The organism is Cupriavidus sp. CuC1, assembly GCF_044627735.1.
GTDB lineage: Bacteria > Pseudomonadota > Gammaproteobacteria > Burkholderiales > Burkholderiaceae > Cupriavidus > Cupriavidus ulmosensis.
Genome location: NZ_JBIUHC010000056.1, coordinates 21,330 through 45,374, shown reverse-complemented (window position 1 = coordinate 45,374; position 24,045 = coordinate 21,330). Strand labels below are relative to the sequence as shown.

The following is a 24,045-nucleotide window of genomic DNA, read 5'->3' as shown; positions in this document are numbered from 1 at the left end:
AAACCGCCATGTCTCTGATGTTCGAGCTTGCCTCCCCCCTGCCGATCAGTGCCAGCCAGGCATGGCAGCGAGCGACCACGTCCGAAGGCATCAACGACGAGTTGTTTCCCTGGCTGCGCATGACGGCGCCGCCCGCCATGCGCAGCAAGGCGATCGGCGAGCTGCCGCTTGGCGAGCGGCTTGGCCGCAGCTGGCTACTGGCGTTTGGCATGTTTCCCGTGGATGCGGACGACATCGTGCTGGCGGAGGTGGGGCCGGGCTACCGTTTCAAGGAAACGTCGCGGATGCTGAGCATGCGCAGCTGGGTGCACGAACGGACGATTCGCGACACCCCAGGCGGTTGCGAGGTGCATGACCGGCTCACTTTTGCATTGCGAGGACCCGCAGCCTGGCTGCCCGGCGGTGGCAGGGCGATGGCAGCCGTAGTGAAATGCCTGTTTCGCCACCGTCACCGGCGCTTGGCACGGTGGGCACGAAATGCCAGGCGCACGGAACTTCCCGACTCGCCCGATAATTCAAAATATTTCAATGATTAATTGAGATTTCAGTCGCCAACGCAATCGGCCGGCGCCTAGACTTGCTTCACCGGCCCAGCAATCAAGCAGATCCAGCGATCCACGCGATGCGAGCCAAATTCAAATATTTCCAACTTTGTCGAGGCACCGCATCATGAACCCCAACGCTACCCAAATCGCCATCGTCTACCACAGCGGCTATGGCCACACCGCCAAGCAGGCACAGGCCGTTGCACGCGGCGCCGCCAGTGTCGACGGCGTCGAAAGCCTGCTGATCAGCGTCGACGACATCGACCAATACTGGGACACCCTGGAAAACGTGGACGGCATCATCTTCGGCGCGCCCACCTATATGGGCAGCGCATCGGCGCAGTTCAAAGGTTTCATGGACGCCACCTCGCGCAACGTCTTCGCCAAGGGCGGCAAGTGGGCCAACAAGGTGGCGGCCGGGTTCACCAACTCGGCCTCCCGTTCGGGCGACAAGCTGGCCACACTACAGCAGATCGCGATCTTCTCCGCGCAACACGGCATGCACTGGGTCAACCTTGGCCTGCCCCCTGGCCACAACAACTCGAAGTCGACTGAGGATTCGCTCAATCGCCATGGCTTCTTCCTGGGTGCGGCGGCGCAGTCGAATGCAGACGAAAGCGCTGACGTGGTGCCGCCGCTGGCAGACCTGCGCACGGCCGAGCATCTGGGTACGCGGGTTGCGCAAGTTGCGCAGCAACTGGCCGCTGGGCGGCTGGCATTGGCGTCGCTGAAGAAGGCGGCGTGAAGGCTTGCGCACCAACGCACCCCACGTGATTGAAACGTTTCATAGCGTGCTACACTGCGAGCCACAGGAAACGACGATATCCGCGAAGTGACATGAAGAAAGCAGCCGCAGCGCAGCGCAAGCCGACCCTGAAGGACCTGGCCGAGCAAGCGGGCGTTTCGGTTGGCACCGCCTCCAACGTGATGGCGGGGCGCGGCGGCCCGTCTGCAGTGACCGTCACCCACGTGTTCGAAGTGGCGCGCAAGATCGGCTATGTCGCCAATGCCGCGGCGCGCAGCCTGCGCTCGCGGCGCTCGCGCCTGGTGGCCTGCCTGGTGCCGGACATCGCCAACCGCTTCTATGGCGTGATCGTGCGCGCGGCCGAACATGTGCTGCGCGAAGCCGGCTACACCTTGCTGCTGGTCGACACCCATAACGACACCGAACGCGAATGCGAGCTGCTGCTGGACGTGACCCGCGTCGGCGTTGACGGCGTGCTGTTCGCGCCCGGTTCCGAGAGCTCGGCCAAGCTGCAGCAGCAGATCGCGCAGGTGGACGTGCCGCTGGTGATCCTGGACCGCGATATCGCCCCGGATCGGCCCAGCGTCAAGGTGGACCACTTCAGCGGCGCGCTGAAGACCGCCAACTATCTGCTCGATCTCGGCCACCGCCGCATTGCCCTGCTCTTCCCCAGCTCTCACCTGCGCCCCGCGCGAGAGCGCTGGCATGCCTTCGAGACGGCTGCCGCCGCGCGCGGCATCGGCGATGCGCTGGAGCTTGTGCGCATCGACACCAGCTCGATGGACATCGCTTTTTCGCAATGCCTGGCGCTGTTCCAGCAGGCCGCGCCGCCTACCGCCATCTTTGGGCTGGGCACGACGCTGCTCGCAGGCGCGCTCAAGGCGGCACGCCAGACCGGCAGGGACATTCCGGGCGACCTGTCGGTGGTGTGCGTGGGCGATACCGAACTGGCCCAGGTGCATACGCCCGAGCTGACCACGCTCACCTGGAGCCTGCAGGACCTGGGGCGCCATGCCGCCCGCCTGCTGCTTGCCGAGATGGAGCCCGGCCTCGAGCCGCAAAGCAGCCCCGACGCGACCGGGCACCTGATGCTGACCTGCGAGCTGATCCTGCGTGATTCATGCGCCGCCGTGGACGCGCAAGGGCGCAGGAAGGCGGCGCGGGGCCGCGCTAAGACCAGCGCCAGCTAAGGCTTGCGCTTCCTCACCTGCCCCCTGCCGGGCGGCGCAATGCCGCCTTTCCGGCATTCCCTCCCCTAGCTCCCGCCCCTCGCAGCCGGTCGTTTACCCTTTATATGAAACGTTTCAATTCCATGCTATATTTTTCTCACCCGTCGTAGCGGGGACCATGCGAACGATCACCCAAAGATCACCATAAGATCACCACGGAGACAGCCACAGCATGCCGGACAGCAATCGCAAAGGGATGAACCGGCTTGCCGGCAAGGCAGCCATCGTCGTAGGCGCGGGATCGATCGGCGCCGACACCAGCAACGGCGCAGCCGCTGCCATCGTCTACGCCCGCGAAGGGGCGCGGGTGCTGTGCGTGGACCGCGACCTGGCGCTGGCTCGCAGGACCGCGAGCCAGATCGAGGAGGCGGGCGGAAGCGCCAGCGCCTTCGAGGCTGACGTGCGCGACGGCGCGCGGCTGGCGGCCATGGTGGATGCCTGCCGCGAGCGCTACCGGCGCATCGACGTACTGCACAACAACGTGGGCATCGAGGAGATCGGCGAGCTCGAGGACATCACGGAGGCATCCTGGGACCGCGTGTTCGACATCAACCTGAAAGGCGCCATGCTCGCCTGCCAGAAGGCGATGCCGCACATGATCGCGCAGGGCGGCGGCTCGATCATCAACATCTCGTCGATCGCCAGCCGCAAATGGGGCCCGATGCCCTTTCTCTCCTACAACGCATCGAAGGCCGCGCTCAACCATATGACGCGGATCCTCGCGCGCCGCTACGCCGCGGACCAGGTGCGCTGCAATGTGATCCTGCCCGGCCTGATCGATACGCCGCATGCGGCCCACCTGACCGATGGCGATGAAGCCGCCGTGCAGGCCGCGCGCGCGTTTCGCAATAGCCGCTGCCCGATGGGCCGGCAAGGCACGCCATGGGATATTGCCTACGCGGCGCTGTTCCTTGCCTGCGACGAGTCGCGTTATGTGACGGGACTGGAGATGGTGGTGGATGGCGGGCTGGGTCTTTGACGGAAGCCGAAAACGAATCAAAAGCCAGGCCGCAGCACACAACAAAGAAACAGGAGATGCCCCATGCCGCATTACCTCGCCACCGCCTCGCTCCTTGCCGCGCTCGCTGCGCCCGCGATCGCAGCGCAAGCCAGTGAATCCCCCGCCGACTACCCCTCCCACCCGATCCGCTTGTTGCTGCCGATCTCGGCCGGCTCCGGCGGCGACATCCTTGGCCGGGTGCTGGCGGAACGCATGTCGGCCATCCTGAAGCAGCCCATCGTGGTAGAGAACAAGGGTGGCGCTTCCGGCATCATCGGCACGCAGGCCGTCGCCCGCGCGGCGCCCGATGGCTACACCTTCACGCTCGGCGGCGCGACCACGCATATGCTGAACGCCGCCGTCTACGCCAAGCTGCCCTACGACCCAGTGAAGGACTTCACCGCCATCGGCCAGGTCGGCACGGCCGCCATCCTGCTGGTGGCCAGCAATGACTTTCCCGCGAACGACATCAAGGAACTGGTGGCGTACACCAAGAGCCATCCCAACGAGGTGCAGTACGCCAGCTGGGGCACAGGCTCCACGGGGCAATTCTGCGGCGAGGTGCTCAAGCAACTGGCCGGCGCCTCGATGACGCATATCCCCTACAAGACCGTGCCGCAGGTGCTCAACGACATCGTTGCCGGGCATATCAAGCTGGGCTACGTGGACATGACTTCGGGCACTCCCTTCGTCAAGTCCGGCAAGGTCAAGGCGCTCGGCACCTGCACCTCGCGTTCGCCGAGCCTGCCCGGCGTGAAGAGCTATGTCGACGAGGGCATCGATTTCGATCGCGTGTTCCGTTGGGGCCTGTATGTGCCTGCCGGCACGCCGAAGCCGATCGTGCAGAAATTGTCGGATGCGTTGAACCAGGTGCTGGCCACGCCGGAGATCAAGGCTCGCCTGCTGGAGATGGGCATCGCGGCCACGCCGATGAGCGGCGGGGAACTCGGCAAGCTGAACGCGCGCGATATCCCGGCATGGAAGGAAGTGGCAAAGACCGCCGGCGTCACGCAGGACTAAGCGCCTTCTGCGCGCGTCAATGACTCAATCAATCAACCAACCAACAATGCCAAATCACGGAGCCCTGAACATGGATAGTTTGTCTCTCGCCCGCATCCAGACCGTGCGCGACCACATGGCCCTGGAGTGCACCCGGGAATGGGACGCCGTCATCGCCACCTTTGCCCATCCGCGCTACGAGATGCACGGGGGCGGCGCAGTCTTTGACGGCGAGGAGGCTGTGCGCGGCTACTTTGCGTCGTCGCGCACGCCCTTCCCCGACCAGGCCAACGAGATCATCAGCATCGCCGCGGCCGGCGACACGGTACTGGTGGAGTTCTGGCTCACCGGCACGCACCTTGGTCCCTTGAAAGCGAACGGCACCGTGTACCCGCCCACTGGCCGCGCGTTTCGCGTGCGCATGGCCGCGTCGTTCGAGTTCGCGCCTGACAGCGACAAGATCGTCTGCGAGCGGCCGTACTTCGACCAGGGGGCAAAGCTGCGCTCGCTCGGGCTGGTCGCTGCGTAGCGGATGTCGCCTCAGGCCGCCTGCGCCGCCGGGTGCGCGCAGGGGCGGCCACCCACGCGCGTGCGCAAGCAGGCGCCATTGCGTTGCCGCCGGACTTCAGCGCGGGGGATTCGTCGATCTGCACATTGCAGACTGCGCAGCCTATGGTAAGCCCGCGCCCAGCCGGCCATCTGTAGCGCCGAGCGGCTCTCAACCATCGTGCTGGCAGGATTTTCGCCCGGTTTCCCGCGCCGCAGCCACGTCGACCACGCTACTCGACTTCGCCCTCGTCGCTATCCGGCGCTGGCGCAGCGCGCTCATGATCCATCGCGGCCTGGGCAAGCGCCGCTGCAACCGGCTGCGCACTCTCCTTGCGCTCGCTGTACCGGTCCGTCAGGTAGGCGGAACGGTCACGCACGAGCAAGGTGAACTTGACCAGTTCCTCCATCACGTCGACCACCCGGTCATAAAACGCGGAGGGCTTCATGCGGCCATCGGCGTCGAATTCCTGGTAGGCCTTCGGCACGGATGACTGGTTCGGGATCGTCACCATGCGCATCCAGCGCCCGAGCACACGCAACGCATTGACGGCATTGAACGACTGCGAGCCACCGCAGACCTGCATGACGGCAAGCGTGCGGCCCTGCGTGGGGCGGATGCCGCCGATCTCCAGCGGCAACCAGTCGATCTGGTTCTTGAACACCGCGGTCAGCGTGCCGTGCCGCTCGGGGCTGCACCAGACCTGGCCCTCCGACCATTCGGACAGCGCGCGCAGCTCGGCCACCTTCGGATGATCCGCCGGCACGCTGTCCGTGACGGGAAGGCCGTGCGGATCGAACACCTTGGTTTGCGCGCCAAGGTGCCTGAGAATCCGCTCGGCCTCGAGCGTGAGCAGGCGGCTGTAGGAGTTCGGGCGTAGCGAGCCGTAGAGCAGGAGAATGCGCGGCGCATGCGTCGAGACGCTGCGCGGCTCCAGCTTTTGATCGGTGGGGATGTCCAGCAGCGGCAGCGCGACGTTGCGCAGTTCGTCCGTCATCGGCCGATTCTCCGGCCGTCGGCGTCGATCACGCGCTCGCCATCTTCCTTGGCGCGCGACGTGCCGCAGTCGGGGTTGTGATAGATCTGGACGTGCATGCTTGATTACCTTGATTGCCTTGACTACCTTGACGGATGCTGCCGGATCACGGATTCAGCGTGCCGCATCGGAGACCTCCGGCTTGGCGTCACAGCAGGCCGGCGCGGCGGGGACCTCGCATGCCGCCCCGCCACAGCAGTTCTCGGTCAGGAAGGCAACAAGGCCGCCCATGGCCGCGAAGTTGGCCGAATAGATCACGAAGCGGCCGTCCTGGCGGGAAGCCACCAGCTCCGCGTGGGACAGGTCCTTCAGGTGAAACGACAGGCTGGATGGCGAAATGCCGAGCTGTCGGGCGATTTCGCCGGCGGCGATGCCGTTCGGGCCGGCAACCACCAGCGCGCGGAAGATGGCAAGGCGGGATTCGTGGGCCAGGGCGCCAAGGGCGCGGGCAACCAGGTTCGAGTTCATGGCCGCATCATAGCGCCATCATTTTTATATTTCAATAATCATTGAAGTTTAATGCAAAGCGATAACACGTGATACATGGACCACTTGACGCCAGGTCAAAACAGATTATGTCGCCTCGAGCACAGAAAGAATGTTGCCGGCCGGGTCCTTGAACCACGCAATGACGGGGCCGCCCTCGCTGCGGCAGATCCCCCGTTCGTCGGTCTTCAGCCCGGGCAGATCGTAGGTCTCGAAGCGCACGCCGAGCTTGCCGAGTTGCTCCACGGCCTTGTCCACGCTCTTAACCGGGAAATTCAGCACGGTGAACGTCGCGGGCACATGGTTGGGCTTGGGATACAGCAGCACGTTGTTGCCGCCGGCGATGTACAGGGTCAGCATGCCCCCGCTCGCGGACACTTCCAGCCCCAGCGTACCGCCATAGAAGTTCGTGGCCTTGGCGATGTCGTCAACCGAGAATCCGCTGAATGCATGACTGTCGCGCAACATGGCTTGCTCCTTGAAATGACTTCCGTGCATGCGGAAAACACAACCGGCCGGCTCCGGCCGGAGCGGCCTACGGGCCAGTATTGTTCATCGCGGTGGGGGACTCAAGGCGTCTGAAGTAACAAAGCATGGCCCATGTTCTTGCCTGCGCTCACTTCGGACTGCCAGGTGCCGCTGCCTCGGTGCGCTGCAGCGCGCGGCTGCATTTGCGCACAAGCCGCTCCGGCGATTGCTCCGCCTCGAGTGCCTTCGACGCTGCGCTCAGCATCGCGGGCAAGGCGGGGTCGCCCTTTGCCGCGTTCATGGCCTCCTGATCTTCAGCATCCAGCTTGCCAAGTTCCGTCGCCAGGGCTGCGTTGTAGCGCTGCGCGTTCGCGGGATCCAGCTTTGCGCAAGCCATCGGGAAGGCAACGAGGGATGCGTACATCGCCACCTTGAAATCCGGCGGCAACGGGCCGCATGGCGCGTCGGGCGGGCACGGTGCAGTGGCAAAACTGCCTGCCGAATGCAATGCGAGCATCAATGCGCTGAATCCATAGTTGCACCAGGCTGTGCCCGCGCCAGCGGCATTCACCGCTTCACGCCGCCGCATCCATCCCACCCTTGACCATAGCGTTCGGCCGGCTTCAGAAAGTTGGGGAGGGGAGATCGTGGCTTTGGGCTCTTGCATGCGGTATGGCTCTTCCATGTGAAATGTGCGGCGCGCGTTGCACCAAGCATAGCCCAAATGTCGCCGGAGTCACCCGAGTCACCGGCCATCCAACAACGCAGGCCGCCACTTGATCCGCGTATTCGAACCCCGTACCATGCCCTTGCTACCGAAATATAGCGATGTATATAACGCTGGGCAAAGCAGGCGCCCTGGCCACCGAAGGAGAGAGTTCCGTGAATGAAGCGCTGTCCGCCAGCACCGGCGAGAGCAAGGTGCGGCAATACCAGTCCGATGCACTGACGATCTCGGGGCTGGAGCAAACGCTCAGCCTGGATGCGGCGGCCCTGACGGGCTGCGCCGACGTGGTGGGCGGGCCGGCAACCATCCAATGCTACTCGGGGCGCCATGTCCGTGAAGTGCGGCATTGGCGTGGCGTGCGCGTGACGCAGTTGCTTGACCTCGCCGGCATGCAGGCACTGCCTATCGGGCGCCGCAAGCAGAGCGTGATCGCCGTGGTCGCACAAGACGGCTACCGGTGCCTGTTCACCTGGCACGAGCTGTACAACACGGCGGTGGGCAGCGGCGTGATCCTGGTGGTCGAGGAGGACGGTGTTGCGTTTGACCCCGACCTTGGCGGGCTCCACATGGTTTCACTGCGAGACCTGAAGCTTGGCCCGCGCCAGGCGCTGGCGGTCAGCAGTATCGAGGTTCGGCAGTGGCAGGCTTGAGGCGGATGTTCAAGCCTTGGCCAGCAGCTTGATCAGGCCGTTGACCTCAGCCTCGCACGCCTTGGCCGCGCGCTGCTCCGCGGCGCGGTAGAGCCGGATCATTTCCTCGCCGACCGGCGTCAGCACGGTGCCACCGCCCTGCGCGCCGCCATGCTCCGAATCCACTGCCGGCTGGGCCAACGAGCGGTTGATCTCGTTGAGCAGATCCCAGGCCCGCTTGTAGGACATGTCGAGGTGTTTCGCCGCGGCCGATATGGAACCGCATGCGCGGATCGCTTCAAGCAGCGCGATTTTGCCGGGGCCAATGGCAATCGTATCGCCCAGCATCACGCGCATGCGCAACAGCGCCTGCGGCGTATCCGGGCTGACCGAGGTTCGGGAGCGAGCAAGTTTAACCATGGCGGGATGGTACCCCGGCCGACTATCCAGCGGAATATGCGCGCAAGCCGATAGTGCGCATGAGGGCATTCGCATACGATCCGAAAAGCGTTATGTTAGAGCGAATATAACGAAAAGAAATAAGCTTTTGGGGAGATCCACATGGTCACGTTGAAACGTCCGGTGTCCGTATGGCTCGGGTCCGCCTTTGTGCCACTGCTCCTGGTGGCCTGCGGCGGCTCCGATGCCGAGACACCGGCCACCGCGGCAACCGTCACGCCGCTCGTCCAGGCAGAGCGCCAGCTCCAGGTTGGCGGCGCGCTGGACCGGCCCGCCACGCTGACGCTGACGCAACTCCAGGCGCGTCCGGCCGCCATCCAGGCCGTCAGCTTCTCAAGCGGATCCGGTGCGCAAACCCACACCTATGTGGGCACGGCATTGTGGGATCTGCTCAATGGCATGGGCATCCAGGTGGATGCCGCCGTCAAGAACGACGTGCTCGGCAAGTACGTGCTGGCGACTGGCGCCGATGGCTGCAAGGCGGTGTTCTCGCTGGGCGAGATCAAGCCGGATTTCGGCAACCGGGCCAGCCAGGTCGTCCATAGCGAAATGGTGGATGGCGTCGCGACGCCACTCACGGCCGATGGCCTGCTGCGCGTGACCGCGCCGGGCGATGGCAAGGGCGGCCGCTATGTCTCCGGCCTGCTGCGGCTGGATGCGCGCGCGTCCGGCTCCACAGCCATGGGCACGGGCGGCGCGCCGTCCACCCTCCTCACCGTGACGGGCGCGGTCAAGCAGCCTGGCACGTTCGACCTGGCTGCCCTGAAAGCCCTGCCGGTGGTTACGCGCACGGTGGGCGCCAACACCTACACGGGCGTGAGCCTGCGGGATTTCCTGAACACCACGGTCGGCCTCGCCACCAACCCGGCGGTGAAGAACGACGTGCTGGCGATGTATGTGGTGGCAACCGGCAGCGACGGCTACAAGACCCTGATCGCCCTGGGCGAGGTCGAGCCCGGCTTTGGCAACCAGCCGGACCTCATCGCCTATGCAATGGATGGTGCGCCGCTGGGCGCCAACGGCTTTGCCAGGCTGGTGATCCCCAACGATGGCAAGGCGGGCCGCTACGTCTCCAAGCTGATCAGCCTGGAAGTGTTCGCGGCGCCGGCTGCCCAATAGGCGCACTTGCGCGCCTATCCACGCTTATGCGCGCGCGGCCAGCAAGACGCTGGAGGCCTTGAAGATGGCGACGGCCGGGCCGCCTTGCACCAGCCCGAGGCTGGTCACGCTGTCGTTGGTGATGATGGCCACGATCTCGCCGCCCTGCGGCAGGCCGATGGCGACCTCCGCATTCACCGCGCCGATCTTGATGCCCGCTACCGTGCCGGCAAGCTGGTTGCGCGCGGACAGCAGGATGTCCGGGTCGGGCACGCCCACGATCACGGACGAGGCCTTGATCAGCGCCACGGCTTCCTTGCCCACGGCCAGCCCGAGCCGCTTGGTGCTCTCGGCGGTGATGGTGGCAACGATCCGCACGCTACTCGCGATCTCAAGCTCGATCTCGTCGTTCACCGCGCCTTTGTGGACTGCGCTGACCTTGCCGCTCAATTGGTTTCTTGCGCTGGTTTTCATTTTTGTTCACGCCTCGTCATGTCGGCGGCCATCGCCCGGCCGCATGGGTCCCGGCCTGTCGCGCCCGGGTGCCTGATCGGCAGATCATAGCGCGTTCAGATCCCCTCGCCATGCCGTCCTTCCTGATAACCCTTCTTTCCAGACCGTGATGTCCAAAGCCTCGCTCGACCTCCAGCTGCTCCGCGTCCTGCACACGCTGCCGACCGAATGCAGCGTCTCCCGCACGGCGATCCTGCTGGGCCAGTCACAGCCGTCGATCAGTGTTGCACTGCGGCGCCTGCGCGGAAATGGACGGGCAGATCCAGCCCTATGTGCTGCCGATCATGCACGCCGCGCGCGCGCTGGCGCGGACCCTGGCGGGCGATCCGCAGCGCGTGGTCTTCCCGGTGATGCCGGTCAGCCTGAAGACGCCGGCAAGCCCGGCGGTGATCGCGCGGCCCACTGACCCGAGCGGCGCCTGGGCCGTTGTGATCCACCCGCAGGACGTGCGCAACAGCGTGCGGGCCATCTGCGCCGATCCGGCCACGGGACGCACCATCGGCTTCGCGCTGGTCGGCTCCGCGGTCAGCGACAAGGCGCCGCTGCTGCAGGAAATGTCGGCGCTGCCGCCTTGAGCGGGCGATGCGCGCGGGCGCTGGCCGCATTCGGCGCGACGCGCTCGCGCGCATCAGGCCCCGAGCCAATCAGGATCAGGCGCGGACATAGACCCAAGCCTGAACGCCTGACTTCAGCGTCACCGAGATGCGTTTGTAGTCCGATACCTCGTACGCATCGGCGGCTGCCAGTTCCTGCGCAGTGATCTCGAAGACCATGCCGGGTACTTCATCGTTGGGGTCCGAGCTGGGCTGGACGATTGGGTGATGCGTCTTTCCGCTTGTTGCGACCACGCCGGGGTCGGCAATGGCAACAAGCGACTGCGAGTAACCGGGGATGGCGTCATGGCGCCCGACAAGCTCACGTCCAAAGTTGGCGATCTGCACCGCCTTGTCCTGCAGCGTCCCATAGGAAAAAAGCAGTACTGCCGTATCTTTTCCATCGCCCATCATGTCCACTCCTTTTGATCAGTCAGTCTGGCGGTGCAATTCTAGGCCATGGCCGGTTGTCGATGGCATCCATGTCCGATGAGCGCGCAAGGCGCTATGTTGCCGCTCCACACCCGTTATATTCAATGATATATTTCGCTGACTGAACGAGGATTCCACGGAAGGTACGCATGCATACGCCGCCGTTTCGCCTTGCCCGCCCCAATGGCATTGAGGCGGCGCTTGGCCACAAGCAGCCACCGTGCTGCCCGCCCGCCGAGCCGCAGAGCCTTGGCGGCCGGCGGCGCACGCGCCTTGCGGAGCTGGATTCGCACCTGCACTGCTCGGTGATCGGCACCTGCATGACCACCAGCGAGCTGCGCAAGCTGGTGCCGCGCTTCACCACGCTGGACCGGCAGCGCGCCACCGACCTCGAAATCCACCACGAAGCGGTCAAGCTCTCCAGCGCCGGCGGCGAAGGTTGCAAGGCGTTCCAGAAGGCATTGGATGAGCGCTACGCACATGCGTTGCGGCGCTTTGGCGCGGCCAAGGATGCGGATGCCGTGCGCAAGCTCTGGGACGAAGCCGTCAGCAGCGGTGACATCCCGCCGGCCTACTGGGCCGTGATGACGCACCCGGACGCCAGCACCGCGGTACGCCAGGCGGCGTTTGGCGAGGTGCACATGCTGTCGCACCTGGTAGGGGCGGCCAACCGCGCGGACATCCGCCGGCTGGTCGCGCTGGAAGAAGACAACGCCACGCTGCGGGACAAGCTCGAGCGCCAGCAGGAACGCTTGCAGGAAATGAGCACACGGCACGAGACGACGATCGGCCAGATGACCCACCAACTCATCCAGCTGAGCACGCGCGCGGACCGGCAAACGGGGCCGCGCGATACGGAGCTGGAATTACAAGCGCTGCGAGAAGCCTTGGCAGCCCGTGATGAAAACCTCGCCCTGCAGGCAAGCCGCCGCCAAGCCGCGGAACAGCGCGCCATGCGCGAGCACGAACAGCTGCAGGCCGTACGCGCGCAGCTCGACGACGCACTCGCCCAGCTGCAATTCAGCCGTGCCGAATCGGAAGCCATGGAACGCGCCATGCTTCCCGCCGCGGCACCGGGAGAGGAGCGCCACGCAGGGCTGCGCCAGCTACGGGGAAAGCGCATTGTCTATGTCTGCGGACGCCCCGGCTCCAACCACACGCTCAAATCGCTGGTGGAGTCCACCGGCGGCCAGCTCGTGCTGCACGATGGCGGCATCGAGGACAGGAAGGGCCTGCTGGCGGCAACCGTGGCCCGCGCGGACATGGTGGTGTTTCCCGTCGACTGCATCGACCATGACTCCATGAGCATGCTCAAGCGCGTCTGTGAGCGCCACCAGGTGGCCTACTATCCGTTGCGCACCGCGAGCGTGGCCAGCTTTGTCGAACTGACGACGCGCGTCAGCGTGTCGGCGCGGGAAGAAGCAGGGGCTGTCGCTGTAGCCGCTGGCGGCTAGCCACGTCCGCCGTGCACCGTCGCGAGCGATAGCTGGAGGCAGTGCCGAGCGGGGGCTGGGGGAGAGGGTGGGAGTCCCTACGCAGTGGACGTCCTCACGCTATGCGAGCGCCCGCCCTCTCCCCCAGCCCCTCTCCCGCACGCGGGAGAGGGGAGCACGACAACGCAGATCCGGCTTTGTCAGCAGTCTCAGCCGGTGCCATGGCGCCGGCTTTTTGCATGACGCTGGCGTATCAGGGCTTGGTGCCGCCCAGCCCGCCAAGCAGTCCGCCGAGCACGCCACCCGTGCCCGCGTTGCCGGAGCCCGCCGTGCCGGTCACCCCTGCCACCACGTTGGTGACCGGCGCCAGTGCATTGGTCAGCGAGCCAGGCAGGGCGCCAGGCAGCGCGCCGCCGCCGCTGCCCGTGGCGTGCGTCACCGTGCCGAGGGTGTTGTTGAGAAGGCTGGTGACCGGTGCGAGCAGGCCCGACGTCGGCGCATTGCCTGGTGCGAGGCCACCGGGCAGTCCGCCAAGCAGGTTCGTGACCGGCGCCAGCGGGTTGTTGCCAGTGCCGCCCGCGGGAGCGTTGGCCAGCCCGCCCAGCGCGGAAACCGTGTTGCCGGTGGACGCCACGATGCCACCCAGGCTGGGCACCACCGGCGCATTGGTCTGCGTGACGGTAGTGCCGACGGTGCTCACCGTGCCGCCAACAGTGCGCAGCAAATTATCGACGACGGAACCCAGGCCGGTAGCTGCGCCGAGGGACTGCGTGGCGCCGGTCAGCGTGGAGGTCAGCGGAACGATCGCCTGGCCGAGGGTGCCCGTGACCTGGGTCACCGGATCGGTGATGAGTTGCGGCCCCGCGCCACCCGCGACCTGGCCAACCTGGCTGACGATGGATCCCACGGGCGTGGTGACGGCGGCCAGCGGGCCGGTGCCCACGGCGCCGACTGCGCCGCCCACGCCGCTGATGGCCGTGCCGAGTTGATTGAGCGCCGAGGGACCGGTCGCGCCGGTGAGTCCCGTGCCGCCGGTGGCACCGGTTGCGCCGGTGGGTCCCGTACCGCCCACGGGACCGGTGGCGCCCGTAGCGCCACCCGCGCCGTTCGTCCCCGTGGCGCTCGTAGCCCCCGCGTCGCCCTTGGCGCCCGCGCTACCTGCCGCGCCCGTGGCACCGGTGTTGCCCGCGCCTCCCGAATCGCCCGTCGGCCCTATGGCGCCTGACTTGCCAATCGCGCCGTCGGATCCGTTGGCACAGCCGCCAAGCAGCACCAACGCACCCAATGTGATACCAAGGAAATATTGCTGATTCCGCACGGTCAGACCTCTCTGGTTATTGCGTTTAATCGTCAAGTCGTGGCGAAGACGCAATACTTATGCCCGACGTTAAACGCGCTTTTCCCCGTGCACTGCGTGACCACATGCGTAGCCCGGAAACCCGCGTGCGCAATGGCTTTGCGGGGAATCCACAAGCGCAAGACCGCGCGTTTGAATCGCGCCGTTCGCCAGCCTGTTCCGTTACGCGTTACGTAACGCTCCCACCGGCAGCGCCGCCCACCAGGCGGAAAAATCGATGCCTCACACGCACGCCAGACCCGGGGTTTATCCGGATCGGCAACTGCCAAGCGGCGACAGTCTTGCGCCGGTGCGCTGCAGATAATCGTTCCAGGCAACGGATTGCGGCATCGGCCGCAGTGTTCCGCAGATTGCCCGCCACGGAGCTTTCAGCATGACCGCAACCCTCTCCCCCGATCTCAAGGCGCGCCGCGAGCGCCTGGTGCTTGACCACTTCGCCGACGAGACCCGCCAGGATTTCGACGCCGTGCTCGCCACCTTCCCGCACCCGCACTACGAGCTGATCCCCAGCGGCGAAGTGCATGACGGCATCGACACCGTGCGCCAGTACTACATCGACAGCCGCCTGGCCTTCCCCGACCAGCGCCACGAGATCATCCAGCTGCGCCACACGGAGGATGCCGTGATCGTCGAGTTCTGGCTGCTGGGCACGCACCGCGGCCCGTTGCGCGGCTTGCCGCCGACGGGCAATGCGTTTCGCTGCCGCATGATCGCGCTGTTCATCTTCGAGGGGGAGCGCCTGGTCTGCGAGCGCGTGTATTTCGACACGCTGACGATGCTGCGCCAGTTGCTGGCCGGCACGCCGCCGGACATGCTGCCCCAACTGATCGGCGGCCTGCTGGGCCAGCCCGAAGCGCGCCAGGCCGAAGCCGCATAGATAAAAAAGAAGAAAGACCACAGGAGACAAAGCATGAAACGCGAACCCGATCCGACCGGCCTGTTGCCGATCTCCGACTTTGACGGCGCCCGCAGCGCCAGCGCGCCGCAAGACCGCCTGCGCGCGCTGCGGCGCGTTGGCGAACGCTTCCGCGAACAGTTCCTGGAAGCGCCGCCGGTACGGTTCGCGCGCAGTTTCAACCTGCTGCGGGTTCCGTACCCGGCCTGGTACGCCTTCAACGGCGTGTACTCGCAGCAGATGCTCAAGCCCCACCTGATCCACCTGCTGTCGCGCATGGTGCTGATCCAGTACGAGGACTTCGCTGGATGCCTGCGCACGCTGCTCTTCACGCCAGCGGACTTCGAGGCCGGCGCCGAGACGCCCTACTTCAAGCGCATGAGCACGCAGACGCCGCAGTTCCTGCACAGCACCATCGCGCCCGTCTACGGCACCGTGCTGCAAGCGCTGGCGCGCTGCGGCGTGGCGCCGGAGCAGATCGACTACATCACCTACGATCACCTGCACACGCAGGACGTGCGCCGCTGGCTCGGCTGCGGCGCGAGCCGCGGGTTGCTGCCCAATGCGAAGCTTCTGGTCCACCGGCAGGAACTGGCCAGCGTGCACGGCCTGCTGCCGGTGCAGGCCGACTGGTACTGCCCCAATGGCCTCGCTGACGTGCCGCAGGAGCGCATCGTCGCCTTCGACGGCAGCGTGCACCTGGGCCAGGGCCTGGCGCTGGTACACACGCCGGGACACACCGAAGGCAATCACTCGCTGGTCTATCGCACGCCGGACGGCATCCGCGTGAGCAGCGAGAACGGCGTATCCGCGGATAGCTGGTCGCCCGAGCATTCGCGCCACAACGGCATCCGGCGCTTTGCGCGCGCCACCGGGGCGGAAGTGGTCCTGAACGGCAATACGCAGGAGGGCAGCAACGACCAGTACCTGTCCATGGTGCTGGAGAAAACCATCGCGGGCGCGTCGCAGGCGCATCCGTTCAGCAACGTTGTGCCGTCGTCCGAGTGCACGCCGTACTGGCTCTTTCCCGGCGCGCCGTCAAGCCACCTGTGGGGCGAGACCGCGTTCGGCCAATTGGCCAGCACCCAGCCAGAATGGGGGCCCGCGCAATGAACACCGCCACCCTCGCCAAGCCCGCCGGCGCGGCTGCCGCCGATCTCGCAAGCGACGCTGACCTCTACCGCAAGATCACCTGGCGGCTGCTGCCGCTGCTGTGCGTCTGCTATGTCTTCAACTACCTGGACCGCACCAACGTTGGCTATGCGCAGTTGCAGATGCGGGAGGACCTTGGCTTTGGCGATGCCGTCTTCGGCCTGGGCGCGAGCATCTTCTTTCTCGGCTATGCGCTGTTCGAGGTGCCCAGCAACCTGATGCTCGCGAAGATCGGCGTGCGGGCCACGCTGCTGCGCATCATGGGCCTGTGGGGGCTGGCGTGCGCGGCCATGATCTTTGTGAGCACGCCTGCGCAGTTCTATGCGCTGCGGTTCCTGATCGGGGTGCTGGAGGCCGGCTTTGCGCCGGGGGTGCTGTTCTACTTCACGCTCTGGTACCCGTCGCGCCGCAGGGCACAGGTGACAGCGCTGTTCTTCATGGCCTACGGCGCCGCGCCGATCGTGGCCGGGCCGCTGGCGGGCCTGGTGATGACGTTCCTCAATGGCGCGTGGTCCTTGCAGGGATGGCAATGGCTGTTCCTGCTGGAGGGGATCCCGAGCGCGCTGCTGGGCATCCTGGCCTTCTTCATCTTGTCGGACGGCCCGGCGCAGGCACGGTGGCTCAGCGCCCCTGAGCGGCAGCGCGTCGCCCGGCTGCTGGAAGAGGACCAGGCCGCCAACGGCATGCGCGCGACCCATGGCTTCGGCGCCGCGATGCGCGACCGGCGCGTGTGGATGCTCGGCCTGATCTCGTTCCTTGCCATCCTGGGCATCTATGCCTTGTCGTTCTGGCAGCCCACGCTGTTGAAGATGATGGGACTGAGCGTATTGCAGGTGGGCTTCTATGCGGTGGTGCCGGCGGTTACCGGCATCGCGGCGTCCATCGTCGTGGGGCGCCACTCGGACCGCACGGGAGAGCGGCGCTGGCATTTTGCGGGGGCGGCGCTGGTTGGCGCGCTGGGCTTGTCGCTCACCACGCTGTTCATGCACAACCCGCTGGCCGCGGTGCTGTGCCTGGCGGTGTCGGCGGCGGGCATCTCCAGCGCCTTCACGATTCTCTGGTCCGTGCCCGGCAGCATCCTGGCGGACCGCGGCGCGGCTGCCGGCATCGCCATGATCAGCACGATCGGCAGCAGCGCGGGCGTGGTGGCGCCGGTCATGGTGGGCGCCATCAAGGCGGCCACCGGCGGCTTCACCTATAGCTTGTACATCCTCAGCGCGGCGCTAGTGCTGGCCGCGCTGCTTTTCGTGATGGCGTTTCCCATGCGCATGGCTGCGCACGGGGCACGCTAGGTACGTCAGGCGCTTCGGCCGCGTCGGGTGCTTCAGGCGCTACGGCGGCGCGCATCCAGGCTGAAGCGGCCTGCACCGTAGACGGCGATCTGCAGCAGGCCGCCGGCCATGGCGATGTTCTTGAAGAAGTGGATGAACTGGTTCTGGTCCGCCAGGTTAGCGTGGAAAGCCAGCGCGGTCGCCACGCTGAAGACGGCGAGCACGGCCGCCACCAGGCGAGTACGGTATCCCAGGACCAGCGCGAGGCCGCCCGCCACTTCCACGACGATGGCAATGGCCAACGCCACCTGCGGCAGCGGCAGGCCTACCGACTGGATGTAGCCGATCATGGCGGCGGGCGCGGCCAGCTTGGACGCGCCGGAGAGCAGGAAGATGGCGCTCACCAGCACACGGCCTAGCAAGGCCACGCCGGCTGCGGCGGGGGAATCGGACAGGGGACGGACCTGGGCGTTAAGTTGAGCGGCTTGGGACATGGTGGTTCTCCATTCGATGCGGCCAGCGGTCATGGCAGGCCGGTTTAGTCAGGGATCAGGGTTCGGGTTCAGGCTCGGGTTCAGGCTCGGATTCAGGTGCTGCAACCGATGGAGATCAATGTAGGCGGCTTTTTACGTGCGCGAAACTGGGATAATATGGATCGATACGTTCGATAAAATCGATAAGATGCCAAATCCCGGTACGCCCACACTGGATCAACTCAAGGTGTTCCTGACCGTGGTGGATGTCGGCAGCTTTGCCGGCGCGGCCCGCAAGCTCAGCCGGGCAACCTCGGTCATCAGCTATACGATCGCCAACCTGGAGAACCAGCTCGGCGTGGCGCTGTTCGACCGCAAGACCACCAGGAAGCCGCAACTGACCGAGGCGGGCCGCACCGTGCTGGCCGAGGCGCGCACGGTCACCATGGGCATCGACGGGCTGCGCGCGAAGGTCAAGGGCCTGCTGCAAGGCCTGGAGGCCGAGGTGCATCTGGTGCTGGATGTGATGTTGCCGGCTGCGCGGGTGGTGGACGCCTTGAAGGGCTTCCGCGAGGCATTTCCTACGGTAGCGCTGCACCTGCACATGGAGGCGCTTGGCGCGGTGACGCAACTGGTGCTGGACCACGCGGCCACCATTGGCGTCAGCGGGCCGATCAGCGCGGGCGTGGCGGGGATCGAGCGCATCCGGATCGGCGACGTGATGCTGCGGCCTGTGGCGGCGCCGGGCCATCCGCTGGCCCGTGGCAAGCCAAATCCGCCGGGTGCCGGGCGGCATCATGTGCAACTGGTGCTGTCTGACCGCTCGGCGCTGACGCGCGGCATTGATTTCGCGGTGATCAGCGCGCACACCTGGCGGCTGGCCGATCTTGGCGCCAAGCACATGCTGCTGCGCGAAGGCATCGGCTGGGGCAATATGCCGGTGCCCATGGTGCAGGAGGATCTCGACTCGGGCCGCTTGGTGCTGCTCGACCTGCCCGACTGTCACAGCAACCTCTACTCCTTCGATGCGATCTACCGGACCGACACGCCGCCCGGCCCGGCCGCCTCGTGGCTGATCGAGCGCTTCTCCGGCCAGGCCGCGGACTGATCTTCCCGCGGCTAGCGGGCATTGCCGGCAGCGACGCCGGACACCGGCAGCTCGAAGCTGAACACCGTGCCGCTGCCGGCGCGCTCCACCAGCCGGATCTGGCTGTGATGCAGCTGCAGCATGCGCTGCACGATCAGCAGGCCCAGCCCGCCGCCGCGATGCGCGCCAGCGGCGCTGAATGGCCGCTGGAACAGGCTCTCGCGCAGCTCCGCCGGAATGCCCGGGCCGGTATCGCTGACGGTGACCGCCACCTTGCCGTCGCGCAGGGCGAGATCGACATCGATGGCGCCTTCGGCCGGCGTATGGCGGATCGCGTTGTCCAGCAGGTTGGTCAGCACGCGCTCGATCATGCCGAGATCGGCCGTGACAGCGGGCAGGCGCTGCGGAATGCCGGCGCGCAGCCGCACATGGCGCGCCTCGGCCGGCAGCTCGAACTTCTGGAACACGTCCTGCACCAGGTCCACCAGGGAAAAATCCTCCAGCGCCGGCTGGACGATGCCGTGCTCCAGCCGCGCCAGCTCGAAGAGCGATTGCGCCAGCCGCCCCACCTTGACGCTTTGCGCCAGCGCGATGGCCAGGTAGCGCTGGCGCTCGGCCTCGCTGAGCGTGTCGGCCTTGAGCGACAGCGTTTCCAGGTAGCCGTGCAGCGAAGTCAGCGGCGTGCGCAGGTCATGGGAGATGTTGGCGACCAGCTCGCGCCGCTCCTGGTCCTGTTTGGTCAGCGCGCGCCATTGCTCGGCGATGCGGTCCGCCATTTGCGCGAAAGCCGCTTCCAGCGCGACGATTTCATCGCGCGCGTTACCGGATGGCGAGCGCGGCACGCGCGGCTGCGTCTGCGGCGCGCCGTCGGCGTCAAAGCGCCGCATCGCCTCGGTCAGGCGGCGCAGCGGCCGGGTGATGAGCCCGAACGCCATCAGGCCCGCGAGCAAGCCCAGCAGCGCCACCAGCCCCATTGACCACAGCGTGGTGCGCAGCACCGAGTTGGCGGAGGCGCGCGCCGCCAGTTCATCATGCGCCTCGCCCAGCAGCACCACGTAGATATAGCCCGAGGGCTCGGCGCCGCCCGCGCGCAACGGCGCGGCGCTGAACACCTTGCGCCCGCCCGCGCTGCGCGGATCGTCGCCGAGGATGGGCAGGGGCTCGCCGGCCAGCAGGCGCTGCACCGGCTTCAGGTCCACCTGCTGGCGCTGCAGGTGCCCGGCCGGCGCGTCGTGCCCCTGGATCCGGCCCTGGCTGTCCAGCAGGTACACCTCCACGCTCGGGTTCACCACCATCAGCTGGCCAAACAGGCGGCGCAGCGCGTCCGGCTTCAGCCCATTGGCGTCCATCAGCGACGCGTTGCGCGCGATGTGGCTGGCCAGCCCGCGCGACAGGTCCTGGATGACCTCTTTCTCGCGCATGTCGTTGGAGCGCACCTGCAGCCACGCGGAGGCGCCGCAGCAGGCCAGCAGCAGCACGGAGAAGACGAGCGACAGCCGCTGCGTCAGGGTCAGGCGCCGGCCCAGGTTCAGTCCGAGATCAAGGCTCACGGCGTGCCTCCTTGCGTTCCCGCCGGGCCCGACGCGAGTTTGTACCCATGGCCCCACACGGTCAGGATGCGGCTGGGCTGCGCCGGGTCGGCCTCGATCTTGGTGCGCAGCCGGTTGATATGGGTGTTGACGGTATGTTCGTAGCCCTCGTGCTGGTAGCCCCAGACGGCGTTGAGCAGGTCCATGCGCGAGAACACCTTGCCCGGATGCCGGGCGAAGAAATACAGCAGGTCGAACTCGCGCGGGGTGAGCTCGATGCGCCGGCCGTCCACGCTGGCCTCGCGCGTGAGCGGATCGATCGACAGGCCGCCGAGCTCCAGGCTGCCCGCGTCGATCCGCAAGTCCTTGGCCATTGCATCCACGCGCCGCAGCAGCGCCTTCACGCGGGCCACCAGTTCGAGCACCGAGAACGGCTTGGCAAGGTAGTCGTCGGCGCCTAGCTCGAGGCCGAGGATGCGGTGGACTTCGCTGGAGCGCGCGCTGGTGATGATGATCGGCGTGTAGCGCGTCATGGCGCGGGCGCGCCGGCAGATCTCCAGCCCGTCCACGCCGGGCAGCATCAGGTCGAGGATCAGCGCGTCCCAGTTGCCCTGCGCCAGCAGGCGCAGGCCTTCGTTGCCGTCGGCGCTGTGCACGACTTCATAGCGTTCGTCGCGCAGGTGCAGGCTCAGTACGTTGGCGATGTCGACGTCGTCTTCGACGATCAGGATGCGCTTTGGGTGATCCATGTTCAGCCTAGGGGCGCGAGCCGGCTCGCGCGTGACAGGGGATGCACAGGAAAGGCGCCGGCCTGGCTATTGTGCAAAATTTTGAGGCGGCGAGTTATCACATTTAATTTAACCTTTGGTGAGGACTCCGGGATGGTGCCAGCCATACGATGCGGCCAACGATCCATGGCAGCGATCGATGGCAAGTCGGTCGCTGCGATCGATACATTGAGGCAAGGAGCACATCATGGGAAGCAGAAGGCGCTTTTTGGTATCGGGCAGTGCCGCCTTGGCGGCCATTGCGGCCGTCAGTAGCGGCTGGCGCGCGCTGGCCGCGGGTCCGGCTAACGCGGGCAAACCCGCCGAAACCTTCGAGGTGGTGCGCTCCGACGCGCAGTGGCGCCAGATGCTGACCTCGGCCCAGTACAACGTGCTGCGCCAGGAAGGCACGGAGCGGCCTTACAGCAGTCCGCTGAACGACGAGCATCGCGCCGGCCTGTTCGCCTGTGCCGGATGCCAGCTCGACCTCTTCTCATCGCGCACCAAGTTCGACAGCCGCACCGGCTGGCCCAGCTTCTGGGCGCCGCTGGAGAACGCCGTGCACACGCACGAGGACCGCTCATTCGGCATATCGCGCACGGAAGTGCACTGCCGGCGCTGCGGCGGCCACCTGGGCCATGTATTCAACGACGGCCCCAAGCCGACCGGGCTGCGCTACTGCATGAACGGCGTGGCGATGACGTTCAAGCCGCAAGCCGCCTGAGCCCGCGCGGGCCTCCAACGCCGACCACAACCATACAGAAGATTCCATGTTCCTCCTTATCCTCGCCTATCTTGGCGGCGCGCTCACCATCCTCAGCCCGTGCATCCTGCCCGTGCTGCCCTTCGTGTTTTCACGGGCCGACCAGCCCTTTGTGCGCAGCGGCCTGCCGCTGCTGGCCGGCATGGCGCTGACGTTCGCGGCGGTGGCAACGCTGGCGGCGGTTGGCGGCGGCTGGGTAACCCAGGCCAACCAATATGGACGCTGGCTGGCCATTGCCTTGCTGGCCGTTTTTGGCCTGACGCTGCTGCTACCGCGCTTCGCAGAGCGGTTGATGCACCCGCTGGTCAGCGCGGGCAGCCGGCTCTCCGCGTTTGCGCAGGCCGATGGCGATCAGGTGCGGCCAGGCTCGTCGTTCCTGCTCGGCATTGCCACCGGCCTGTTGTGGGCGCCATGCGCCGGCCCCATCCTCGGCCTCGTGCTGACGGGGGCGGCGCTGCGCGGCGCCAGCGTCGGCACCACGCTGCTGCTGGTCGCTTACGCGGCCGGCGCGGCCACGTCGCTGGCGGTGGCCTTGCTGATCGGCGGCCGCGTCTTTACCGCGATGAAGCGCTCACTGGGCGCGGGGGAATGGGTCCGGCGCGGCATCGGCGCGGCCATGCTGCTCGGCGTGGTTGCCATCGGGCTGGGGCTGGACACCGGCGTGCTGGCCCGCGTCTCGACCGTGGCCACGGGCGGCATCGAGCAGCAGCTGGTCGACAAGCTGTCGGCGAAGCAGGCTGAAGCCGGCAACGGCCCTGCCGTGACGGCATCGTCCGGCGCGATGATGCGCGCAACGAGCCTCAAGACCGGCCAGAGCGCCGCCGCGGCCCTGCCCGTGGAGGGCCAGTTACCCGGGCTGGGCGGCGCCGTGGAGTGGCTGAACTCGCCGCCGCTCACGGCCGAAGCGCTGCGCGGCAAGGTGGTGCTGGTCGATTTCTGGACGTACTCGTGCATCAACTGCCTGCGCACCCTGCCCTACGTGAAGGCCTGGGCGCAGAAGTACCGCGACCAGGGGCTGGTGGTGATCGGCGTGCACGCGCCGGAGTTTGCCTTCGAGCGCAACCTGGACAACGTGAAGAAGGCCACGCGCGACCTCGGCATCGACTACCCGGTGGCCGTCGACAACAACTACGCGATCTGGCGCGCCTTTAACAACCAGTACTGGCCGGCGCACTACTTCATCGACGCGCAGGGGCAGATCCGCTTTCATCATTTTGGCGAGGGCGAGTATGCCAGGTCCGAGCAGGTGATCCAGCAGCTGCTGGCGGAAGCGGGCCACGCCGATGCCGCAAAGGTGGCCATGGGCATCGGCAATGCCGATGCGCAAGGCGTGCAGATGGCCGCCGACAAGGCAGAGATACAGTCCGGCGAAACCTACCTCGGCTACGAGCGTGCGCAGAACTTCGCCTCGCCCGGCGGCGAAGCGCAAGACAGGGCGCACACTTACACCGCGCCCGTCAATCCCGCGCTCAACGACTGGGGCCTGGCCGGCACCTGGCGGGTCGGTGCCGAACACGCCGCGCTGGCCGGCGCCTCCGGGCGCATCGTCTACCGCTTTCACGCCCGCGACCTGCACCTGGTGCTGGGGCCGGGCAAGGACGGCAAGCCGGTGCGGTTCCGCGTGAGCATCGACGGCGCCGCGCCGGGCGACGCGCGCGGCACGGATGTGGCAGCGGATGGCAGCGGCACGGTCACCGAGCAGCGGCTATACCAGTTGGTGCGGCAGACGGGCAAAGTGGCCGAGCACACGTTCGCCATCGAATTCCTGGACCCCGGCGTGGAGGCTTACGCCTTTACCTTCGGCTGACGCGC

The 24,045-nt window shown here is 66.6% G+C and carries 27 protein-coding genes and 1 pseudogene; 17 read left to right on the top strand and 11 right to left on the bottom strand.

Annotated features, from left to right (window positions below; translation table 11 throughout):
• Nucleotides 1-17 precede the first annotated feature (17 nt).
• The 6 genes from ACGLHR_RS23450 (at nucleotide 18) to ACGLHR_RS23425 (ending at nucleotide 5,047) form a co-directional block, all read left to right on the top strand.
• Nucleotides 18-536, top strand: coding sequence for a hypothetical protein (locus ACGLHR_RS23450; protein ID WP_400096577.1), 519 nt, complete (start codon nucleotides 18-20; stop codon nucleotides 534-536).
• A gap of 133 nt (nucleotides 537-669) precedes the next feature.
• Entirely contained in the window at nucleotides 670-1,290 is a 621-nt protein-coding gene (locus ACGLHR_RS23445) for a flavodoxin family protein (protein WP_318235202.1), read from the top strand.
• Between the two features lie 92 nt (nucleotides 1,291-1,382).
• Complete coding sequence (locus ACGLHR_RS23440; RefSeq protein ID WP_400096576.1) at nucleotides 1,383-2,480, top strand: substrate-binding domain-containing protein; 1,098 nt, start codon at nucleotides 1,383-1,385, stop codon at nucleotides 2,478-2,480.
• A 211-nt stretch (nucleotides 2,481-2,691) separates the two neighbouring features.
• Nucleotides 2,692-3,498: an SDR family NAD(P)-dependent oxidoreductase gene (locus tag ACGLHR_RS23435; protein ID WP_400096575.1), complete on the top strand. Its 807-nt coding sequence runs from the start codon at nucleotides 2,692-2,694 to the stop codon at nucleotides 3,496-3,498.
• A gap of 63 nt (nucleotides 3,499-3,561) precedes the next feature.
• Complete coding sequence (locus ACGLHR_RS23430; RefSeq protein WP_318235205.1) at nucleotides 3,562-4,539, top strand: tripartite tricarboxylate transporter substrate binding protein; 978 nt, start codon at nucleotides 3,562-3,564, stop codon at nucleotides 4,537-4,539.
• A 70-nt stretch (nucleotides 4,540-4,609) separates the two neighbouring features.
• The gene (locus ACGLHR_RS23425; RefSeq protein ID WP_400096574.1) at nucleotides 4,610-5,047 is read left to right on the top strand and encodes an ester cyclase; all 438 of its coding nucleotides are present in this window, start codon (nucleotides 4,610-4,612) and stop codon (nucleotides 5,045-5,047) included.
• Between the two features lie 250 nt (nucleotides 5,048-5,297).
• Here the strand turns inward: ACGLHR_RS23425 and arsH are convergent, their stop codons facing one another.
• The 4 genes from arsH to ACGLHR_RS23405 form a co-directional block, all read right to left on the bottom strand.
• On the bottom strand, nucleotides 5,298-6,062 hold the full coding sequence (gene arsH / locus ACGLHR_RS23420; RefSeq protein WP_400096573.1) for an arsenical resistance protein ArsH: 765 nt from the start codon (nucleotides 6,060-6,062) through the stop codon (nucleotides 5,298-5,300).
• Nucleotides 6,063-6,215: 153 nt separating this feature from the next.
• Nucleotides 6,216-6,569, bottom strand: a complete 354-nt coding sequence (locus tag ACGLHR_RS23415) for an ArsR/SmtB family transcription factor (protein WP_400096572.1) — start codon at nucleotides 6,567-6,569, stop codon at nucleotides 6,216-6,218.
• A 105-nt stretch (nucleotides 6,570-6,674) separates the two neighbouring features.
• Nucleotides 6,675-7,055: a VOC family protein gene (locus ACGLHR_RS23410; protein WP_318235209.1), complete on the bottom strand. Its 381-nt coding sequence runs from the start codon at nucleotides 7,053-7,055 to the stop codon at nucleotides 6,675-6,677.
• A gap of 148 nt (nucleotides 7,056-7,203) precedes the next feature.
• On the bottom strand, nucleotides 7,204-7,572 hold the full coding sequence (locus ACGLHR_RS23405; protein WP_400096571.1) for a hypothetical protein: 369 nt from the start codon (nucleotides 7,570-7,572) through the stop codon (nucleotides 7,204-7,206).
• 365 nt (nucleotides 7,573-7,937) lie between these two features.
• Between ACGLHR_RS23405 and ACGLHR_RS23400 the strand changes: the two genes are divergently transcribed.
• Nucleotides 7,938-8,432 (top strand): hypothetical protein, encoded by a 495-nt coding sequence (locus tag ACGLHR_RS23400; RefSeq protein WP_400096570.1) that lies wholly within the window; start codon nucleotides 7,938-7,940, stop codon nucleotides 8,430-8,432.
• 9 nt (nucleotides 8,433-8,441) lie between these two features.
• On the opposite strand, the gene ACGLHR_RS23395 is transcribed toward ACGLHR_RS23400, so the two are convergent.
• The gene (locus ACGLHR_RS23395; protein WP_400096569.1) at nucleotides 8,442-8,768 is read right to left on the bottom strand and encodes a winged helix-turn-helix domain-containing protein; all 327 of its coding nucleotides are present in this window, start codon (nucleotides 8,766-8,768) and stop codon (nucleotides 8,442-8,444) included.
• Between the two features lie 204 nt (nucleotides 8,769-8,972).
• On the opposite strand from ACGLHR_RS23395, the gene ACGLHR_RS23390 reads away from it, so the two are divergent.
• Complete coding sequence (locus ACGLHR_RS23390; RefSeq protein ID WP_400096568.1) at nucleotides 8,973-9,989, top strand: molybdopterin-binding oxidoreductase; 1,017 nt, start codon at nucleotides 8,973-8,975, stop codon at nucleotides 9,987-9,989.
• A gap of 24 nt (nucleotides 9,990-10,013) precedes the next feature.
• On the opposite strand, the gene ACGLHR_RS23385 is transcribed toward ACGLHR_RS23390, so the two are convergent.
• A complete protein-coding gene (locus ACGLHR_RS23385; protein ID WP_400096567.1) occupies nucleotides 10,014-10,442 on the bottom strand; it encodes a molybdopterin-binding protein in 429 nt (142 codons plus the stop codon).
• 148 nt (nucleotides 10,443-10,590) lie between these two features.
• Here ACGLHR_RS23385 and ACGLHR_RS23380 point away from each other — a divergent pair.
• Together ACGLHR_RS23380 and ACGLHR_RS23375 are read left to right on the top strand one after the other, a co-directional pair.
• A pseudogene (locus ACGLHR_RS23380) lies at nucleotides 10,591-10,725 on the top strand (LysR family transcriptional regulator); the annotation flags it as partial.
• 4 nt (nucleotides 10,726-10,729) lie between these two features.
• The gene (locus ACGLHR_RS23375; protein ID WP_400096566.1) at nucleotides 10,730-11,056 is read left to right on the top strand and encodes a hypothetical protein; all 327 of its coding nucleotides are present in this window, start codon (nucleotides 10,730-10,732) and stop codon (nucleotides 11,054-11,056) included.
• A gap of 75 nt (nucleotides 11,057-11,131) precedes the next feature.
• Here the strand turns inward: ACGLHR_RS23375 and ACGLHR_RS23370 are convergent, their stop codons facing one another.
• Nucleotides 11,132-11,488 carry a gamma-glutamylcyclotransferase family protein gene (locus ACGLHR_RS23370; RefSeq protein ID WP_400096565.1) on the bottom strand — a complete coding sequence of 119 codons (357 nt, stop codon included), beginning with the start codon at nucleotides 11,486-11,488 and terminating at the stop codon, nucleotides 11,132-11,134.
• Between the two features lie 167 nt (nucleotides 11,489-11,655).
• Between ACGLHR_RS23370 and ACGLHR_RS23365 the strand changes: the two genes are divergently transcribed.
• Entirely contained in the window at nucleotides 11,656-12,960 is a 1,305-nt protein-coding gene (locus ACGLHR_RS23365) for a DUF2325 domain-containing protein (RefSeq protein WP_400096564.1), read from the top strand.
• 232 nt (nucleotides 12,961-13,192) lie between these two features.
• Here ACGLHR_RS23365 and ACGLHR_RS23360 read toward each other — a convergent pair whose 3' ends face one another.
• A complete protein-coding gene (locus ACGLHR_RS23360) occupies nucleotides 13,193-14,257 on the bottom strand; it encodes a collagen-like triple helix repeat-containing protein (RefSeq protein ID WP_400096563.1) in 1,065 nt (354 codons plus the stop codon).
• 412 nt (nucleotides 14,258-14,669) lie between these two features.
• On the opposite strand from ACGLHR_RS23360, the gene ACGLHR_RS23355 reads away from it, so the two are divergent.
• From ACGLHR_RS23355 to ACGLHR_RS23345, 3 genes are read left to right on the top strand one after another with little or no spacing between them, the layout of a single operon-like run.
• Complete coding sequence (locus ACGLHR_RS23355) at nucleotides 14,670-15,173, top strand: ester cyclase (protein ID WP_400096562.1); 504 nt, start codon at nucleotides 14,670-14,672, stop codon at nucleotides 15,171-15,173.
• A gap of 33 nt (nucleotides 15,174-15,206) precedes the next feature.
• Complete coding sequence (locus tag ACGLHR_RS23350; protein ID WP_400096561.1) at nucleotides 15,207-16,304, top strand: hypothetical protein; 1,098 nt, start codon at nucleotides 15,207-15,209, stop codon at nucleotides 16,302-16,304.
• Nucleotides 16,301-17,635 carry an MFS transporter gene (locus tag ACGLHR_RS23345; RefSeq protein ID WP_400096560.1) on the top strand — a complete coding sequence of 445 codons (1,335 nt, stop codon included), beginning with the start codon at nucleotides 16,301-16,303 and terminating at the stop codon, nucleotides 17,633-17,635. Before ACGLHR_RS23350 ends, ACGLHR_RS23345 begins: the two co-directional genes overlap by 4 nt.
• A 32-nt stretch (nucleotides 17,636-17,667) precedes the next feature.
• Here the strand turns inward: ACGLHR_RS23345 and ACGLHR_RS23340 are convergent, their stop codons facing one another.
• Nucleotides 17,668-18,108: a DoxX family protein gene (locus tag ACGLHR_RS23340; RefSeq protein WP_400096559.1), complete on the bottom strand. Its 441-nt coding sequence runs from the start codon at nucleotides 18,106-18,108 to the stop codon at nucleotides 17,668-17,670.
• A 187-nt stretch (nucleotides 18,109-18,295) separates the two neighbouring features.
• Here ACGLHR_RS23340 and ACGLHR_RS23335 point away from each other — a divergent pair, with 187 nt between their 5' ends.
• Complete coding sequence (locus ACGLHR_RS23335) at nucleotides 18,296-19,195, top strand: LysR family transcriptional regulator (RefSeq protein ID WP_400096558.1); 900 nt, start codon at nucleotides 18,296-18,298, stop codon at nucleotides 19,193-19,195.
• 11 nt (nucleotides 19,196-19,206) lie between these two features.
• Here ACGLHR_RS23335 and ACGLHR_RS23330 read toward each other — a convergent pair whose 3' ends face one another.
• Together ACGLHR_RS23330 and ACGLHR_RS23325 are read right to left on the bottom strand one after the other, a co-directional pair.
• Nucleotides 19,207-20,724, bottom strand: coding sequence for an ATP-binding protein (locus ACGLHR_RS23330; RefSeq protein WP_400096557.1), 1,518 nt, complete (start codon nucleotides 20,722-20,724; stop codon nucleotides 19,207-19,209).
• Entirely contained in the window at nucleotides 20,721-21,452 is a 732-nt protein-coding gene (locus ACGLHR_RS23325) for a response regulator transcription factor (RefSeq protein ID WP_318235225.1), read from the bottom strand. Before ACGLHR_RS23325 ends, ACGLHR_RS23330 begins: the two co-directional genes overlap by 4 nt.
• 226 nt (nucleotides 21,453-21,678) lie before the next feature.
• Between ACGLHR_RS23325 and msrB the strand changes: the two genes are divergently transcribed.
• Nucleotides 21,679-22,194, top strand: coding sequence for a peptide-methionine (R)-S-oxide reductase MsrB (msrB, locus tag ACGLHR_RS23320; protein WP_400096556.1), 516 nt, complete (start codon nucleotides 21,679-21,681; stop codon nucleotides 22,192-22,194).
• Between the two features lie 46 nt (nucleotides 22,195-22,240).
• Nucleotides 22,241-24,040, top strand: coding sequence for a cytochrome c biogenesis protein DipZ (locus ACGLHR_RS23315; protein ID WP_400096555.1), 1,800 nt, complete (start codon nucleotides 22,241-22,243; stop codon nucleotides 24,038-24,040).
• Nucleotides 24,041-24,045 lie beyond the last annotated feature (5 nt).

Excerpts from the sequence above, each read along its gene's own strand:
- ACGLHR_RS23450 (WP_400096577.1), top strand. The coding sequence starts at position 18 with ATGTTCGAGCTTGCCTCCCCCCTGCCGATCAGTGCCAGCCAGGCATGG.
- ACGLHR_RS23445 (WP_318235202.1), top strand. The coding sequence starts at position 670 with ATGAACCCCAACGCTACCCAAATCGCCATCGTCTACCACAGCGGCTAT.
- ACGLHR_RS23440 (WP_400096576.1), top strand. The coding sequence starts at position 1,383 with ATGAAGAAAGCAGCCGCAGCGCAGCGCAAGCCGACCCTGAAGGACCTG.
- ACGLHR_RS23435 (WP_400096575.1), top strand. The coding sequence starts at position 2,692 with ATGCCGGACAGCAATCGCAAAGGGATGAACCGGCTTGCCGGCAAGGCA.
- ACGLHR_RS23430 (WP_318235205.1), top strand. The coding sequence starts at position 3,562 with ATGCCGCATTACCTCGCCACCGCCTCGCTCCTTGCCGCGCTCGCTGCG.
- ACGLHR_RS23425 (WP_400096574.1), top strand. The coding sequence starts at position 4,610 with ATGGATAGTTTGTCTCTCGCCCGCATCCAGACCGTGCGCGACCACATG.
- arsH (WP_400096573.1), bottom strand. The coding sequence starts at position 6,062 with ATGACGGACGAACTGCGCAACGTCGCGCTGCCGCTGCTGGACATCCCC.
- ACGLHR_RS23415 (WP_400096572.1), bottom strand. The coding sequence starts at position 6,569 with ATGAACTCGAACCTGGTTGCCCGCGCCCTTGGCGCCCTGGCCCACGAA.
- ACGLHR_RS23410 (WP_318235209.1), bottom strand. The coding sequence starts at position 7,055 with ATGTTGCGCGACAGTCATGCATTCAGCGGATTCTCGGTTGACGACATC.
- ACGLHR_RS23405 (WP_400096571.1), bottom strand. The coding sequence starts at position 7,572 with ATGCTCGCATTGCATTCGGCAGGCAGTTTTGCCACTGCACCGTGCCCG.
- ACGLHR_RS23395 (WP_400096569.1), bottom strand. The coding sequence starts at position 8,768 with ATGCGCGTGATGCTGGGCGATACGATTGCCATTGGCCCCGGCAAAATC.
- ACGLHR_RS23390 (WP_400096568.1), top strand. The coding sequence starts at position 8,973 with ATGGTCACGTTGAAACGTCCGGTGTCCGTATGGCTCGGGTCCGCCTTT.
- ACGLHR_RS23385 (WP_400096567.1), bottom strand. The coding sequence starts at position 10,442 with ATGAAAACCAGCGCAAGAAACCAATTGAGCGGCAAGGTCAGCGCAGTC.
- ACGLHR_RS23375 (WP_400096566.1), top strand. The coding sequence starts at position 10,730 with ATGGACGGGCAGATCCAGCCCTATGTGCTGCCGATCATGCACGCCGCG.
- ACGLHR_RS23370 (WP_400096565.1), bottom strand. The coding sequence starts at position 11,488 with ATGATGGGCGATGGAAAAGATACGGCAGTACTGCTTTTTTCCTATGGG.
- ACGLHR_RS23365 (WP_400096564.1), top strand. The coding sequence starts at position 11,656 with ATGCATACGCCGCCGTTTCGCCTTGCCCGCCCCAATGGCATTGAGGCG.
- ACGLHR_RS23355 (WP_400096562.1), top strand. The coding sequence starts at position 14,670 with ATGACCGCAACCCTCTCCCCCGATCTCAAGGCGCGCCGCGAGCGCCTG.
- ACGLHR_RS23350 (WP_400096561.1), top strand. The coding sequence starts at position 15,207 with ATGAAACGCGAACCCGATCCGACCGGCCTGTTGCCGATCTCCGACTTT.
- ACGLHR_RS23345 (WP_400096560.1), top strand. The coding sequence starts at position 16,301 with ATGAACACCGCCACCCTCGCCAAGCCCGCCGGCGCGGCTGCCGCCGAT.
- ACGLHR_RS23340 (WP_400096559.1), bottom strand. The coding sequence starts at position 18,108 with ATGTCCCAAGCCGCTCAACTTAACGCCCAGGTCCGTCCCCTGTCCGAT.
- ACGLHR_RS23335 (WP_400096558.1), top strand. The coding sequence starts at position 18,296 with ATGCCAAATCCCGGTACGCCCACACTGGATCAACTCAAGGTGTTCCTG.
- ACGLHR_RS23325 (WP_318235225.1), bottom strand. The coding sequence starts at position 21,452 with ATGGATCACCCAAAGCGCATCCTGATCGTCGAAGACGACGTCGACATC.
- msrB (WP_400096556.1), top strand. The coding sequence starts at position 21,679 with ATGGGAAGCAGAAGGCGCTTTTTGGTATCGGGCAGTGCCGCCTTGGCG.
- ACGLHR_RS23315 (WP_400096555.1), top strand. The coding sequence starts at position 22,241 with ATGTTCCTCCTTATCCTCGCCTATCTTGGCGGCGCGCTCACCATCCTC.